The sequence below is a fragment of the Metabacillus sp. SLBN-84 genome (assembly GCF_053629595.1).
Window position 1 is genome coordinate 1,897,636 of record NZ_JBRJIP010000001.1, and the last position, 14,120, is coordinate 1,911,755.

General features: G+C 43.4%; 15 protein-coding genes and 1 pseudogene. 12 read left to right on the plus strand and 4 right to left on the minus strand.

Annotated features, from left to right (window positions below; genetic code table 11):
- The first annotated feature begins 155 nt into the window (after positions 1–155).
- The 3 genes from RKD52_RS09720 (at position 156) to RKD52_RS09730 (ending at position 1,551) form a co-directional block, all read left to right on the plus strand.
- Positions 156–542: a VOC family protein gene (locus RKD52_RS09720; RefSeq protein ID WP_029565968.1), complete on the plus strand. Its 387-nt coding sequence runs from the start codon at positions 156–158 to the stop codon at positions 540–542.
- Positions 535–1,317 (plus strand): GNAT family N-acetyltransferase, encoded by a 783-nt coding sequence (locus RKD52_RS09725; RefSeq protein WP_454099551.1) that lies wholly within the window; start codon positions 535–537, stop codon positions 1,315–1,317. Before RKD52_RS09720 ends, RKD52_RS09725 begins: the two co-directional genes overlap by 8 nt.
- Positions 1,318–1,416: 99 nt before the next feature.
- Complete coding sequence (locus RKD52_RS09730) at positions 1,417–1,551, plus strand: YjcZ family sporulation protein (RefSeq protein WP_081414138.1); 135 nt, start codon at positions 1,417–1,419, stop codon at positions 1,549–1,551.
- Between the two features lie 102 nt (positions 1,552–1,653).
- On the opposite strand, the gene RKD52_RS09735 is transcribed toward RKD52_RS09730, so the two are convergent.
- Positions 1,654–2,208 (minus strand): peptidoglycan-binding domain-containing protein, encoded by a 555-nt coding sequence (locus RKD52_RS09735; protein ID WP_454099552.1) that lies wholly within the window; start codon positions 2,206–2,208, stop codon positions 1,654–1,656.
- Between the two features lie 294 nt (positions 2,209–2,502).
- On the opposite strand from RKD52_RS09735, the gene RKD52_RS09740 reads away from it, so the two are divergent.
- From RKD52_RS09740 to thrS, 5 genes and pseudogenes are all read left to right on the plus strand, one after another.
- Positions 2,503–3,300: a toll/interleukin-1 receptor domain-containing protein gene (locus tag RKD52_RS09740; RefSeq protein ID WP_454099553.1), complete on the plus strand. Its 798-nt coding sequence runs from the start codon at positions 2,503–2,505 to the stop codon at positions 3,298–3,300.
- 29 nt (positions 3,301–3,329) lie between these two features.
- Entirely contained in the window at positions 3,330–4,013 is a 684-nt protein-coding gene (locus RKD52_RS09745; protein ID WP_454099554.1) for a hypothetical protein, read from the plus strand.
- A 17-nt stretch (positions 4,014–4,030) separates the two neighbouring features.
- Entirely contained in the window at positions 4,031–4,840 is an 810-nt protein-coding gene (locus RKD52_RS09750; RefSeq protein ID WP_454099555.1) for an alpha/beta fold hydrolase, read from the plus strand.
- A 64-nt stretch (positions 4,841–4,904) separates the two neighbouring features.
- A complete protein-coding gene (locus RKD52_RS09755; protein ID WP_454099556.1) occupies positions 4,905–5,528 on the plus strand; it encodes a hypothetical protein in 624 nt (207 codons plus the stop codon).
- A 1,035-nt stretch (positions 5,529–6,563) separates the two neighbouring features.
- Positions 6,564–8,234, plus strand: a pseudogene (gene thrS / locus RKD52_RS09760) (threonine--tRNA ligase); the annotation flags it as partial.
- Positions 8,235–8,448: 214 nt separating this feature from the next.
- Here the strand turns inward: thrS and RKD52_RS09765 are convergent.
- Positions 8,449–8,907 carry a divergent PAP2 family protein gene (locus tag RKD52_RS09765; RefSeq protein WP_282034239.1) on the minus strand — a complete coding sequence of 153 codons (459 nt, stop codon included), beginning with the start codon at positions 8,905–8,907 and terminating at the stop codon, positions 8,449–8,451.
- A gap of 188 nt (positions 8,908–9,095) precedes the next feature.
- Positions 9,096–9,887 (minus strand): hypothetical protein, encoded by a 792-nt coding sequence (locus RKD52_RS09770; RefSeq protein WP_454099557.1) that lies wholly within the window; start codon positions 9,885–9,887, stop codon positions 9,096–9,098.
- 196 nt (positions 9,888–10,083) lie between these two features.
- On the opposite strand from RKD52_RS09770, the gene RKD52_RS09775 reads away from it, so the two are divergent.
- The gene (locus RKD52_RS09775) at positions 10,084–11,310 is read left to right on the plus strand and encodes an MFS transporter (RefSeq protein WP_454099558.1); all 1,227 of its coding nucleotides are present in this window, start codon (positions 10,084–10,086) and stop codon (positions 11,308–11,310) included.
- Between the two features lie 42 nt (positions 11,311–11,352).
- Here the strand turns inward: RKD52_RS09775 and RKD52_RS09780 are convergent, their stop codons facing one another.
- On the minus strand, positions 11,353–11,877 hold the full coding sequence (locus tag RKD52_RS09780) for a hypothetical protein (protein ID WP_454099559.1): 525 nt from the start codon (positions 11,875–11,877) through the stop codon (positions 11,353–11,355).
- 493 nt (positions 11,878–12,370) lie between these two features.
- Here RKD52_RS09780 and RKD52_RS09785 point away from each other — a divergent pair, with 493 nt between their 5' ends.
- The 3 genes from RKD52_RS09785 (at position 12,371) to RKD52_RS09795 (ending at position 14,107) form a co-directional block, all read left to right on the plus strand.
- Positions 12,371–12,748, plus strand: a complete 378-nt coding sequence (locus RKD52_RS09785; RefSeq protein ID WP_454099560.1) for a DUF2975 domain-containing protein — start codon at positions 12,371–12,373, stop codon at positions 12,746–12,748.
- Positions 12,749–12,759: 11 nt separating this feature from the next.
- The gene (locus RKD52_RS09790; RefSeq protein WP_454099561.1) at positions 12,760–13,320 is read left to right on the plus strand and encodes a hypothetical protein; all 561 of its coding nucleotides are present in this window, start codon (positions 12,760–12,762) and stop codon (positions 13,318–13,320) included.
- 226 nt (positions 13,321–13,546) lie between these two features.
- Positions 13,547–14,107, plus strand: a complete 561-nt coding sequence (locus RKD52_RS09795; protein ID WP_454099562.1) for a tyrosine-type recombinase/integrase — start codon at positions 13,547–13,549, stop codon at positions 14,105–14,107.
- The last annotated feature ends 13 nt before the right edge of the window (positions 14,108–14,120 follow it).

Below are 14,120 nucleotides of genomic sequence, written 5' to 3' on the forward strand. Positions count from 1 at the left end.
CAAAACTTATACAAGATGTATACAGTTTTGATGCGCTGAATGTGCTGAGGAAGTTTTTCCCGGTTTTTCTGATGCTGAATGTACAGAAAATCAAAGGAATTTAGCAGAAGATTTGGTATAATCGAAACATCATCTGAGAATAGGAGTGAATCACTTTGGCAGTCAAAGGATTTGAACATGTGGGAATACAAGTAAGAGATATTGAGAAATCGATTGAATTTTATCAGCAAGTTGCAGGTCTGCAACTGATTGACCGCTTTTTACATACAGATGGAAACATGAAACTGGCATTTTTAGGAGTGGAGGGGTCCATCATTGTTGAACTGATCGAAGGGTATAACCCTGATCTTCCTGCAGAAGGAAAGGTTCATCATGTTGCCCTTAAGGTAAGCGGAATTGAAGGAGAAGAGGAAAGGCTGAAGGAATTAGGAGCAGAGCTGATCTATGATGAAATAACAACTCTGCCGAATGGAGCGAAATATCTGTTCTTCAAAGGGCCAGACGGGGAATGGATTGAATATTTCGAACCGATGAATGAATAAGGCCGTCAATTTTGAAAAGGTGCTTGATGCCGCAGAAGATGAGTATTTGCAATTGTTCTGCAAGGTCAAAAAAACGGCCCTTTACAAAGCATATACAGACGATGCATTAAAAGCCATGTACAGTCATCATTTTGCCAAAATGACGACACCCTATCACCCAATTCTGTTAAAAGAAGTGCTTGAACACTCCAAATCAGCCCTGAACAGGAGTTTTGTCCATGTAAAGCTGCCGTTTAACAGCAGGGTAGACAAAAGGACCCGGTCTTATCTACATGAAGAAGAATATTACTGCGATCTGGACTTGTATTATTTTCATACGCTTGAAGAAATTGAATCATGTTCAAGGGTCATGACAAAGCTCGGAGAAGGAGATGTGCTGCAGGATGCATGTTTCGCTATGGAGCTGTACGATGCCCGCCATATAAGTGCTTCATTTGCAAAATCCAAGCTCCAGCGCAAAAAGCCGTACTATATGAAAAAGACTGTGCGTCTTTACGTCTGCTATGAAAAAGGCGTTCCAATCGGAAGTGCTGAATTGTATCTTTCGCCTGTAACAGGTCTTGCAAAGATTGAGGAAGTAGCCATTCTTGATGAATATCAGCGGATGGGCTATGGTTCTTCCTTCATGAAGTGCCTGCTGCAGGAGGCGGCGCAGCTCGGGGCAGAGTCTGCCTATCTTGTCACCATGAACGATGAGGGATCAAAAGCCTTTTATGAAAAGCTTGGTTTTGTGAAGGTGCTTGAACAGGAGAATGTTTTCAAAAATTTACTTTAAAAGCTTTTTAATAAAAATGGGCGAATGCACATACAGGACAGCCACCTACCTCATAATGTAAGGATGTAAAGAAAAACAAAATGAAGAGGTGTTTGATTCATGTACGGTTATGACTGCGGATGTTCATATCCTTCTTATCCGGTTCATTGCGGAGGCGGACTAGGAAGCAGCTTTGTATTGATTGTTGTTCTATTCATTTTGCTTATCATCGTCGGTTCTGCTTATATTTGCTAGTACCTGAAAAAGCCTCTGGAATGAGGCTTTTTCTCATTTATTGAACACTTTCAATCAATAAATCAATGAAAAAAGCAGAAAATATTTTCTGCTTTCCATACATCAGCTATTCAGCACTTTTTCCATCACGCTGCGCGTTTTAGGGCCATAGATTCCGTCATCGGCCAAATCAGGGAAGCGCTGCTGGAATTTCAGGACGGCGGCTTTTGTTTTTTCTCCGTAAATGCCGTCTTCAGTCAGTCCTGAACCGATATCATTCAATCCCTGCTGAAGTTTCAGGACATCGCTGCCTTTGCTTCCAAGCTTTAGTACAGTATTGGGCAGTCCGAAGGTATTGACGTCAATGGACAATGCTTTGTGAGTGTTTGGACCATACACGCCATCTGCCTTCAGGCCTTTTGCTTTCTGGTAGAAGAATACGGTATTGGTTGTTTTCGGTCCGAAAACGCCGTCTACAGTTAGTGAAGCTTCTGCTGCTTCGTTCAAGCCGCGCTGCAGAATTTTTACATTTTCTCCTCTAGCTCCTTCTTTCATAATACCTGATTCAGGTAGTGTGAAGATGTACGGCACATTTTCCTGTGCGCTTGCCTGAGGCACTGACATCCATAGAGCTGAGGCGGTTACGACTGATGCTGATACGACTTTCCATTTTTTCATTCTTTCTCCCCCTTTATTTCGTTTGACATGCATGAGACGAAGGGAAGAAAATCATTGTTTCATATAATTGTAAAAAAAGAGGGGAATTAACAAAAACAAACCGCCGGTCGGTCAAATTCTGAGCTTTATCTTCAAAAATCATCAAATCTGTGCGGAATATGTGCGCTCCACTTTTACCGTGGAGCGTTTTTTACTGTTCCGAGCATGTCCAATTCCGTTCATATCTGCCGGAAAACATGAATAGAATGTCAAGGAGACTGCATGTAAGAGTTTAGGAGGAAGGAGACACTGCACTTGATCGATACCATTTTTATCAGTCATGCGCACCGTGATGAGGCATATGTCAGAGAGCTTGTAAATCTGCTGACAATGATCAAGGTGCCGAATATTGTCTGCAGTTCGTATCCCGGCTATCACATTCCTAACGATGAGGATATTTATGATTATCTTCATCAAAAACTGAGCGGAAATTCGTGGGTTATCTATGTGCTGTCTGACCATTATTACAAGAGCCCTGCCTGCCTGAATGAAATGGGAGCCTGCTGGATCTTAAACAAAAAGTACACGGCAATCCTGACGCCTTCATTCGATTACAAAGAGATGAAGGGCGCAATCAATCCAAACCAGATTTCGTTCAAATTGAATGACCTGGACAGGCTTTATGAGTTTCTTGAAAACGCGAGAGATGTTTTTAAAATAGAAAAACAAACCGGCACATTTCTGGTGAAAATATGCGAGCAGGCAGTCAGTCACGTGAATCAGCTTGCTGATGATGAACGCAGAAACAGGAAAATGGCCGGCTGCAGACTTGAGGGCATCCGCCTGGATCCAGAAGACGGAAGGAAATTTCAGTTCAGGCTGAGACTTTCAAATCCTGAAGAATTTGATATCCGGGTCGATGTCATAAAAATTGAGGCAGCGGATGAAAACGGGGAAACCTTTTCGCAGACATTGCAGCCTGCGAATCTGAAGCTTTACAGCAAGGAAAATAAAATTGTTTTTCTTTCTGCGGAGATTGGTGATTCAAACTATGAGCCATACATCCATCAGAGAGAAATGGTTGATTTGAAGTTCAGCAGAGATGTCTGGTAGAGGGCTGCTGCTAGATAGGAGGGTAATGGATGAAAGTAGAATTAAGTGCCGAACAATCAGAGCTGAAAAACATGATTCAATCTAAGCTTGAGGAAATCCTTCACTTTCTTTCGCTGTCAAGAGAAGAAAGACAGGTTCAGTCGTACCGTCATATTGAGCAGGTTTATGACGAAATGGGAATAGCCGCCCACTCTCTTTATCTCTCCCTGAATCCAAAACCAAAACATTTGAAAAAAACAGTCCGGCTGCGCAAAATGACACCGGGAGATCCCCAGTTTTACCAGCACATCCGGCCTGTTCAGGAACTCCTGAATTATTTAAATAATCAGCAGGCGAATGATGAACCGTGTGATCAGACACTGGGCGAGACGTTTTATCTAAATGTGTTCACCCGCAAATGGGGCAAAAGCGACAAGTATACTCTGATCCGTAATGAGGAGGGATGGCTTGTCAGGCACTCATCCCAAACAGAACAGGGAGGAAGGGATGCTGAGCCTATCCTGAGCTACGTTCTCAGATATGATCAAGTTTCTTATCCGCGGAATTTGAGCACTATCATGGAGGATATCTGGTACCGTGCAGCCGAAGAAGGACTGCCGCGGGAAAAGGTTCAGGCAATGCTTCAGGAAGTCGCCGACTGGATTACGATGACAGAGCAGAACTATCCAAGTCATATCGCACTGGAAAATGAGGAGAAAGGGTATTTCTCGTAACCGGGAAAGGGGTAAACATGGGATATTTTATACAGACGGATGATGCTGTCAAGATCTTCGTTGAAGATGTGGGGCCAAGTGATGGCCAGGTGCTTTTTCTGATCCACGGCTGGCCTGTTGATCACAGGATGTACGAATATCAGCTGGATCAGCTTCCTAAGCTTGGTTTCAGGTGCGTTCTCATCGACCTGCGTGGATTTGGAAAATCAGACAAACCCTATACCGGTTATTCCTATGACCGGCTATCTGATGACGTTAAGGCCGTCATTGAAATCCTCCAGCTGAAAGACATTGCACTGGGCGGTTTTTCAATGGGCGGTGCCATTGCCATCAGGTATATGGCGAGGCATTCAGGTTACAGGGTCAGGAAGCTTGCCCTTTTTGGGGCAGCGGCTCCTTCCTTTACCAGGCGGCCTGACTATCCGCATGGAATGGCCAGATCTGAAGTCACCAAACTGATTCAGCAGACCTATACTGACAGACCGGACATGCTGACAGGATTCGGGCAGATTTTCTTCGCCAAGTACATTTCAGAAAGTTTTAAAAACTGGTTCCAGAGCCTTGGACTTGATGCGTCCGGACATGGGACGGCACAGACAGCCGAGTCTCTCCGTGATGAGGATTTGAGAGAGGATCTAAGAAAAATCACTGTTCCGGCAGCTATTTTCCACGGCATGAAAGATCAAATCTGTCCGTTTATATTCGCAGAGCTGATGCATAAAGGCATACTTGATTCTGAACTTATTCCGTTTAAATACAGCGGTCATGGCCTTTTCTATGATGAACTGGAAAAGTTCAACCGGGAACTCATTCGATTTTTGGAATAAATGCTATTGCTTCCCTTTCCGTCACACTTTATGATGAAGCTAGTGTACATAAAGGGGAGGCACAATGTTGAAACAGCACATCATTTTTTATACGGTTATCTTTCTAGGATGCTTTTTACTTGGATTTTTTGAAGCGCCTATTTACCTGATTGGATTACTGCTTACTCTGTCAATGGGTTGGTACATGTATGTCCAGATAAGTCCGGTCCTGTTTTCAAAGGATATCCGGAAGTCTGAATCCTATATTCTCAAGCATCAGAGTAATCCAATGTATCAGTTTTATTATGCTATCGCGAACAACCTGGATGCTGAAGCCGAAGAGGCTATGGGGAAATTCCAGGCAAAATATAAAAACTCAGAGCGCCGGGCGTTGATTCAAACGACTTATGCCTTATATAAACAGGAGCCATCCGAAGCGAAAAAACACGTCCATTTGATTAAATCTCCGGCATACAGGACCTATTATGAGGGACTGATTGCAGCTGAAAGCAGAAATTTCAAAGAAGCCAAAGAACATGCAGACAGGCTGCCGGAGGGCTGGATGAAAAACAGCATTCTTGCAGAAATGGCAGAAAAACAAGGGAGAAAGAGCGAAGCCAAAGAGCGCGCCGCAATCGCATTCGAGCAGACAAGAGGGCTTCAGCGGTATATCCTTTATAAAAATTTTGAAACGCATCTGGCTTCCTAGCCGGAAAAAACGACGCAGAAATGCGTCTTTTTTAATTTTAAAAAAGGAGAAAAAGCAGTGGCGCAGGAGAAATCTGCAGAATCCGGGAGAGTAGAATAAGATGAAAAACGAATATTCAGGGGGATGGGAATGCAAAGAGTAAGGAAAACGTTGGCCATAGAACCATGGACAAACATGCCTGAAACATGAAAAATTGGCATCACTGATCAGAGATTTTTCACATAAACTAAAAAAAACAGTTGAAATCATTTTCGTCACATTGTAAAATCATGTTAATTTAGAAAACGTGATGAAAAGGACACGAGCCATTTTTACCGGTTGCCAGAGAGGGAAGGACTGCTGGAAACTTCCCAACACGGAAAATGTGCTTACCGCCTTTGAACCGCACGGAGGAAATGCCGTGCCGCAGCCGCTGCGTTAAAGCACTGGAGCCGTTGTTTAGGAAAGTTTGGGTAAAGGTTTGCCCATCGATGCGGGCACTTACGCTTTTCTAATTCGGGAATCTGGGTGGAACCACGGGCAAAGCGCGCTCGTCCCTGTTATAGGGATGAGTGCGCTTTTTATATTTTAAAGGTTTCGAAAAGGACACGAGGTATGAACACCGCGCAACAGAGAGGGAAGGATGGCTGAGAACTTTCCGGCGCAGGAGCATGAACTTACCGCCTTTGAATAACCGTACGGAGGAAATGCCGTGCCGCAGCCGCTGCGTTAAAGCGCTGGAGCTGTTTTTAGAAAAGTATGGGTAAATGATCTAGCATCTTTGTCCAGCTTCAGTGCCCAACTCCTCTGCCAGAACAAAATCCGCCAAGAAGGCGGGAACCGGACTTTTCGCCGGATTTCGTATCTGTCTTTCGGAGCTGAACGGGTACTTACGCTTTTCTAATTCGGAAATCTGGGTGGAACCACGGGCAAAGCGCGCTCGTCCCTGCTATAGGGATGAGTGCGCTTTTTTATATTTCTGCGAAAGAAGGGATTATGATGGGAAATCAGAAAAAGGAAAAAAATCAGGAGGACATCAATTATTCTAGTGCACAGCTTCTCGCAAGGGCAGTCAGCAGACTGTATCCGGGAGCGGTCCTTGGAGGCGAGGCTTCTCATCAGCACGGTTTTTATGCAGAGCTTCTGCTTCCGCAAAGCATAAAAGAAAAAGAACTGAAAGACATTGAAGCGGAAATGGAGCGCATCTTAGGACAGGGTGAAAAGTGGGAGCATATTTCGTTATCCCGTGAAGAAGCCATCGCTTTATTTTCAGAAAAGGGAGAGTATTTAAAAGCAGAGCAGCTGTGTGAGATGGACGAGGAAAGTGTGATAGTTTGCAGACACGGGGAGTATATGAACATATCGAATGAACCCCTCTCCATCTCTGCCATTAAAGCTTTAAAACTTCATGCAGTTGCAGGCGCCTACTGGAAGGGTGACAAGTCAGGACATGTGCTTCAGCGGATAAGCGGTACAGCATTTGCAAGCAGAAAAGAAATGGTTTTGTTTGAAAAAGAACAGGAGGAACTAAAAAAACGGGATCACCGCAAGATTGGAAAAGAGATGGAGCTTTTCCTGTTTTCTGAAGAAGCACCCGGCATGCCCTTTTTCCTGCCAAACGGTCAAATTATGCGCAACGAGCTGCAGTCGCTGCTCCGGGAGGTTCAGGGTGCAGCAGGCTATCAGGAGGTTTCTTCCCCGTTTATGATGAATGAGCGGCTATGGAGACAATCCGGCCACTGGGATCATTATCACGAAAATATGTATTTTTCAGATGTTGATGAAGAAACATTTGCGCTTAAGCCGATGAACTGTCCGGGACACATGATCATGTTTAACCAGCAGCTTTTTTCCTACAGAGATCTGCCGGTCAGATATGCAGAATTCGGACAGGTGCACCGGCATGAGTACAGCGGCGCCCTGAATGGCCTGCTTAGAGTCCGGACTTTTTGTCAGGATGATGCTCATTTGTTCGTGCGTCCGGATCAAATACAGGATGAAGTAAAAAGTGTTCTTGGGATGATTGATTATGTCTACCGTACTTTGGGATTTGACTATTCGGTCGAGCTTTCAACTAGACCGGAAAATTCAATGGGAGAGGATGAACTATGGCAGGATGCGGAAGCGGCACTGCAGGGAGTGCTGGACGAGATGGGGATGCCTTACCGTATAAATGAAGGAGACGGAGCTTTTTACGGACCGAAGATTGATTTCCACATACAGGATGCCATGAAGAGAAGTCATCAATGTGCGACAGTACAGCTTGATTTTCAGATGCCTGTGAAGTTTGACTGCAGTTATATCAGCGAGAAAAATGAAAAAGAGCGGCCAGTCGTCATTCACCGCGCCATTGCAGGCTCTCTTGACAGATTTCTTGGAATTCTTATCGAACACTTTGCCGGTGTGTTTCCATTGTGGCTTGCCCCTGTTCAGGCTGTGATTCTTCCAGTTGCAGAAGTGCACCGCGGCTATGCAGAAGAAGTCAAAAATAAGCTTGCAGCAAAAGGCATTCGCGTTCAAATGGATGTAAGCGGAGAAAAGCTTGGTTATAAAATCAGAAAGGCGCAAAAAAGCAGGGTGCCTTACATGTTGATACTTGGTGATCAGGAAATGAGTGCGGGCCATGTTAATGTCAGGAAACACGGGGAGAAACAGTCTCTGACAATGGAGATTGAAGAGCTGGTGGATCATCTCAGGGAGAAGATTGAGAAGCGGGAATTGAGCTGAAATGATGATGCTTAAGCGGAAGCCGGCTGGCAGCGAATGCAATGAAGTTGGCAGTTATTCTGTCAAAGTCGGCAGTAAATGAATGAAAGTTGGCAGTAATTTAACCAAAGTTGGCAGTAAAACCGTGGTAGTTGGAAGTAAACCATGTTAGTAAGTGTTTTTCTTAAAGAGTTCTTCTTCACAAAAAGAAAAGAGAGCAATTTTGCTCTCTTTCTTACTTATCTTCAAGTTTTGCACTGATTAACCCAAGAACCACACCTAAAATACCTCCGCCAACAACTTCAAGAGGCTGGTGTCCCAGCACTTCTTTCAGTTCTTCTTCGCGTTTAATGTGTCCAAGTCCGGGAAGGTGCTCTGAAATAACGGCCATCTCTCCGTCAATGTCATTGATCAGTTTGGCAATTTCACCTGTATGCCGTCTGATGCCCTGTGCATCGTACATCACAATGATGCCGAAAATAACGGCAATCGCCGTTTCAATGGAAGTTGTTCCGTTTTTAGCTGCAACATAAGTGGAAAGAGCAGCAACGCCTGCTGAGTGGGAGCTCGGCATTCCGCCTGTCGTGACAATTTGCTTCACATCCCATTTTCCTGAAAGACGTTTGTACGTGAATATTTTTAATCCCTGAGCAATGGCAATAGCACCAACTGCTGTTATGATTCCTCGATTCATGCTCATCTTTTTGTCGTCACCTCTTGAATTAGTAGTCGGAAGCATTGATGTAGCATAAATACCCCTCGGGTGCTTTTCTAAACGTTAGTATCCGCAAATGGAGGTGAAATATTGCAAGCTCTCCCGGGAAAAATCAGCCATTGCAGAGGCACTGAAATAAAAAAAGCACACCAGTAACGGTGCGCTGATCAGTCTTTGACGATTTTAGACGGATTGTTGATTTTGTAAGGAACAGAAACGTCGAGCAGCATAGATTCATCTTCTACGTCTTTTCCTTTAGGCAATGTTTTTTTGACGATCTTCCCGTTAAAGTTCAGGATGTCGCCAGCTGCAAGCTCATATTTTTTCAGGGTTTTGCTGTGGGAGCACCAGGCAAGTCCGACTTCAAGGGCATCGTCACCCACAACCGCGACATCTTCGAGGATCACTACTTCGTCGTTTTCTTCATTAAAATGATTCCAGCTGAGCGCCAGCTGCTTCACTTTTGCCGTAAAATGCACCTTGTCATCAGGCAGGGCAAGCTTTGGCTGCTTAGCTTTTTTAGCGGCAGGCTTTTTGGGTTCTTCAGAGAGTTCAACCTGCTTGACGGCAGTAGCTTCGACTGGTTCTGAAGGAGACTCTAATGCAGTTTCATGTGTAATCTTAGAAGCGGCAGCATCAGGAGCAGGCTCTTTTATTTCCTTGCCGAAGTTTCCCGACTGCATTTCTTTCAAGTAAGCCGGATGAATGCACGACAGATTACCGTCTTGAAACTCGATGACAAGCGTTGTATGTGATGCACCGAAAGTCTGGTATCCTTTAATCGCAACAAGTCTCTGGTGTGTACGTTCTTTATACCAGTACTCCTTTTTTACGCGCAGTCCCCATTCTTTTACTTTTTCTTCATAGTCCGTTTCATTTTCAAATGTTTCATAATCTCCAGCAGGAGGGATATAGCCCGTTGTGTTGGCATCTTCAATATGCGGCAGAACGACAGCCATTTTAGCACATCCTTTCTTGCTCTATTGTACCTTCTCTTTTGTTTGAAAAAAAGGTATTGAAACTGTGCATTAAGAATCAGCAAGGTTCGTTTGAAAAAAATACTGAAATTTGGAGAAGATTCACAATTGAAGGAAAAAACAACTGATGAAAAGTGGTACGATATCATTACATAATTCTTCTATACGGGGTGGGTTAATGAATGCATGGAAAGTGCCGTCTCTGCTGATTACAGGAATCGGCATATCAAATTTGGGCAGCTGGATCTACCTGATTGCCATCAATTTATCTGTCTTAAACTTAACAGGCTCGGCAGCAGCGGTCGCAGGACTGTATATGATCAGGCCAATTGCCATGCTGATTACAAACACATGGGCAGGCAGTGTCATTGACCGGATGGATAAAAAGAAGCTGATGATTTTCACAGATATTTTCAGAGGCGGTATGGTGGCTGTCATCCCGTTTTTGGATTCACTTTGGTTTATTTATCTGGCTGTTCTGCTTATTAATATGGCAGGTTCTTTTTTTGGTCCAAGTTCTTCTGTATACATAACGAAAATGATTTCTTCTGAAAAGAGAAAGAGATTTAATTCCGTTATGGGGATGGCTAGTTCCGGAGCTTTTTTGACCGGTCCTGCTGTTGCAGGGTTTATGATTATGCATTTTGGAACAGACATTTGCATTTTTATCAATGCTGTATCCTTTATTGCCTGCGGATTAATTCTTTGTTTCCTGCCGAAGCTAGAGGAAGAGCCGTATCAATCGAATATACGCGGCAAATTTCAAACGATTGTCGATGATTGGAAAACTGTCTTTCAATTTGGGAAAAAGGCATCTTACTTTATGGCGGTATACGTTTTCTTTCAGGCAGCCATGCTGATTGGCTTTGCCCTTGATTCTCAGGAGGCAACCTTTATTAAGCAGCATCTTGAGCTTTCTGACAGGGATTATGGAATGATCGTCAGTCTGACAGGACTCGGTGCGCTCGCCGGCGCTGCCGCATCAGCAGCACTTGCTTCCAAAATGAAGCTTGGCTTCTATATGGGAACAGGCATGCTGATGACTTCTGCCGGGTATTTGTTTTTTTACAGCTCAAACGGATTTATGACAGCTACTCTGTCTTTTGTCTTTCTAGGCTTTTTTATGGCGTTCGCCAATTCGGGCTATGCGACTTTCTTTCAGATGAATGTTCCTGTCGCCATTATGGGCCGGTTTGGGAGCGCTGCTGATATGCTTCAGGGAATCGTACAGATTGTGCTGACGCTTCTTTTAGGATTATCAGCAGAATGGTTCACCCTGCAGACAGTCTGTCTCGTCTTTTCAGGTGCAAGCGTCCTGTTTGCAGCTGGTCTGCTTGTGGCAGTAATGATGCCTTCTAAGGCTTCTTATTTTGATGAAAAATCAAATCGCACAATCAATGCTTAATGGAAGCGGGCTCTGACACGTCAAAAACAATTTCTTATTCTGCTAAAGAGGTTTTTTCAAAAAAGGAACGATATCTTTCGTTTTCACTTCAAATTCCGCATGGTCACCCTGTGCATGGCTTACTCCAATGCTGATGCCTAAGGAATCTTCTGTCCAATAGCTGAAAACATCAGACTGATCGTTTTCTCCGATACGTTCAAGCTGATCTGCAGTTTGAAGTTTAGTAAGCAGGTCCTGATTCGATAATCCCTCAAGGTAACCTTGCAGGGCAGGGGATAGTGCCTTGCTTTTTTTCTTAAGCGTTTCAGCAAAAGCTTCGTTAAGGATTACGAGCTGATTTAATTTTACCCGCCTTCCATCAGTCAGCAGATAGGTTGATGTATAAAAATGATGAGAGGGATGGGCTGTGCCTGATACATTGCCGAGTCCATCATACTGTATACTCAGCAGTTCACGGTCCATTCTTTTTATCGTGTATTTGATGTCTAAAGTAAGTCCATCCGTCAGGACTCCATCCGGGTAATAGTGAAGGACCGTTAAGGCATCTTCTTTGATTTTCCTATTCAATGTTGCTTGGACCGCTGGGTTTTTCATACCGGATAGCTGGGGGTAGGAAATGGCAGTCTGGTCTTGATGATAGAAAATTTCTGTTAATTGATAATACTCATGAGTATTCGAAGAAACGGACTGTAAAGAATGTAGATCACTTGCAATCGGTTGGGGCAAAACAAAACATGCAAAAAGAGTGTAAAAGATAATCATGAGCTGCTCCTTCTCTATTAGTTGTTTTTTTCCTTATTTTTCTCTGTGGAGATGTGTTTATTCATAAGCTTCGTCCTGTAAAACAGCTGCTTTCTTTATCAAGGAGGCTGGCTGTTTTTTTAGTTTTAACAACAAAAATTTATTGATTTACAATAAATTAAGGGGTAATATATAGGAAAACACTGGAATGAGGTGCTATATGCAAAACGGATTTATCCTTATCTTAAAAGCCTCTGTGCTCCTGATAGGCGGGGTTGTTTTTGGTTTAAGTGTTTTGTGGCTTCCGGGGCTTGCTGAGTTGTCTGCTGAGCAATTTCCGGAGTTTGCCTATTTAAAAGGAATTGTACTTGCTGGAATTTATTTGACTGTCATCCCTTTTGCATTCGCTTTAAAGCAGACTGTGCATTTACTTTCGCTTATAGAGAAAAGGAAGGCTTTTTCAGAAGCGGCTTTAACATCTCTCCACAGAATTAAAGGATGCGCTTGGATAATTGCCTTTATATATGCGGGAGGGATACTGCTGTTTATGATCATTGGCATTCTTCATCCTAGTTTAGCCTTAATGGGGGGCACTGTTTTTCTCGCTTCACTCTCAATTGGCTTTTTTGCAGACGTACTTAATGCTCAGTTAGTCCATGCTCTCCAATATAAATACGAAAATGAAATGACGTTTTGAGGTCCTGTGCAATGACACTGATTATAGGTTTAGTTTTGATTATTTTGTTAGTATCAGGAATCCGCAAATGGAAGAAAAACAAACTGGCCGCACTATTGCTGTTCAGTCCCATATTCATCTGCATCCTATTTGTCAGTTTCTTTCTTTTTCATTCCGTTGATCGGGTAAAGCGGGATTCTCTTATTTTTGAAACATCCGCAGAAAACGGCAGGGTGCATATAAGCGGAAGCTGGTCAGAAAGGCTTGATTACTACCGTTTTCCAACTGATTATCTTATCTTCTATATTCCTGAAAATAAGAGTGCGGGCTCTGTTTCCCGCAGCCGGGCGGATTTGCATACCCAGATGGACTGGAAATACCTCGTTGAAGATGTTGAACATGCGATTAAAAGAGAAGGTTTTTCAGACCTGGAGCCTCAGATCTATGATGTGGGAACAGCGGAAGACTTTCACTTTTCATTTACTTTGCCTGATGGTGTTAAGCCGGAGGAATTGGAGATCTATTACGCGCACGTGAGGGAGGAGCCAATGGAGGCGCTGGAGTATTGGTTTAAGAAGGTGCCGATCCAATAAACGGAACATCAGGTCTGCAATGTATACTTGTATAACGGTTTGTACAGCTCATGTTTAATGAGCTGTTTTTTTATGGGGAATTTCAAATCCTGCAGCCGGTGCATAAAGGACTGCAGGATGAATTCCATTCTTGGGAATTACTAAGAAGATTGTAAGTAGCCTGTATATTTGAATGTAACTTATTTATATGATAAACTAATATTAAGTAACATTGGAGAGTGATAAAATGGAAACGGTAAGTGCAATCAGAAACGTAAATGACATTCAGGCAATAAAAGATTATCTTATACAGCAATCCGAAAGAGACTATCTTTTATTCGTTTTTGGCATTAATACAGGTTTAAAGGTGTCAGAATTGACTGCAGTAAAAAAGGATGATCTGCTGGATGAAAACGGAAATGTTGCAGAATTTTATCATTACTCCGATTTAGACGAAAGGAGGAGATCTGTTTATATTAATAAAAAACTCAGATTGGCAATCACCGAGTATCTGAAGAAGGCGAATTCCGATATGTGCTACTTGTTTCAATCCCGCAAATTCAAAAAGCCCATTACTAGGCAGCAGGCATACAGAATCATCCATGACGCTGCCGTTCATGCCGGGGTGAATGAGAAAATCGGAACCAATTCCCTGGCCAAAACGTTTGGCTACCACGCATACAAAAAAGGGGTCTCACTTGCCCTTCTGCAAAAGCATTTCCATCATGCAACACCGGCTGAAACCCTTAAGTTTTTAGGAATAAAAAAAGATGAACAGATTGTCACGCAAATCGATGTGAATCTTTAAAAATGGTCAGGAG

Bases quoted from the DNA above. Each gene is read 5' to 3' on its own strand.
- RKD52_RS09725 (WP_454099551.1), top strand. From the start codon at position 535: ATGAATAAGGCCGTCAATTTTGAAAAGGTGCTTGATGCCGCAGAAGAT.
- RKD52_RS09730 (WP_081414138.1), top strand. From the start codon at position 1,417: ATGTACGGTTATGACTGCGGATGTTCATATCCTTCTTATCCGGTTCAT.
- RKD52_RS09735 (WP_454099552.1), bottom strand. From the start codon at position 2,208: ATGAAAAAATGGAAAGTCGTATCAGCATCAGTCGTAACCGCCTCAGCT.
- RKD52_RS09745 (WP_454099554.1), top strand. From the start codon at position 3,330: ATGAAAGTAGAATTAAGTGCCGAACAATCAGAGCTGAAAAACATGATT.
- RKD52_RS09750 (WP_454099555.1), top strand. From the start codon at position 4,031: ATGGGATATTTTATACAGACGGATGATGCTGTCAAGATCTTCGTTGAA.
- RKD52_RS09755 (WP_454099556.1), top strand. From the start codon at position 4,905: ATGTTGAAACAGCACATCATTTTTTATACGGTTATCTTTCTAGGATGC.
- RKD52_RS09765 (WP_282034239.1), bottom strand. From the start codon at position 8,907: ATGAATCGAGGAATCATAACAGCAGTTGGTGCTATTGCCATTGCTCAG.
- RKD52_RS09770 (WP_454099557.1), bottom strand. From the start codon at position 9,887: ATGGCTGTCGTTCTGCCGCATATTGAAGATGCCAACACAACGGGCTAT.
- RKD52_RS09775 (WP_454099558.1), top strand. From the start codon at position 10,084: ATGAATGCATGGAAAGTGCCGTCTCTGCTGATTACAGGAATCGGCATA.
- RKD52_RS09790 (WP_454099561.1), top strand. From the start codon at position 12,760: ATGACACTGATTATAGGTTTAGTTTTGATTATTTTGTTAGTATCAGGA.
- RKD52_RS09795 (WP_454099562.1), top strand. From the start codon at position 13,547: ATGGAAACGGTAAGTGCAATCAGAAACGTAAATGACATTCAGGCAATA.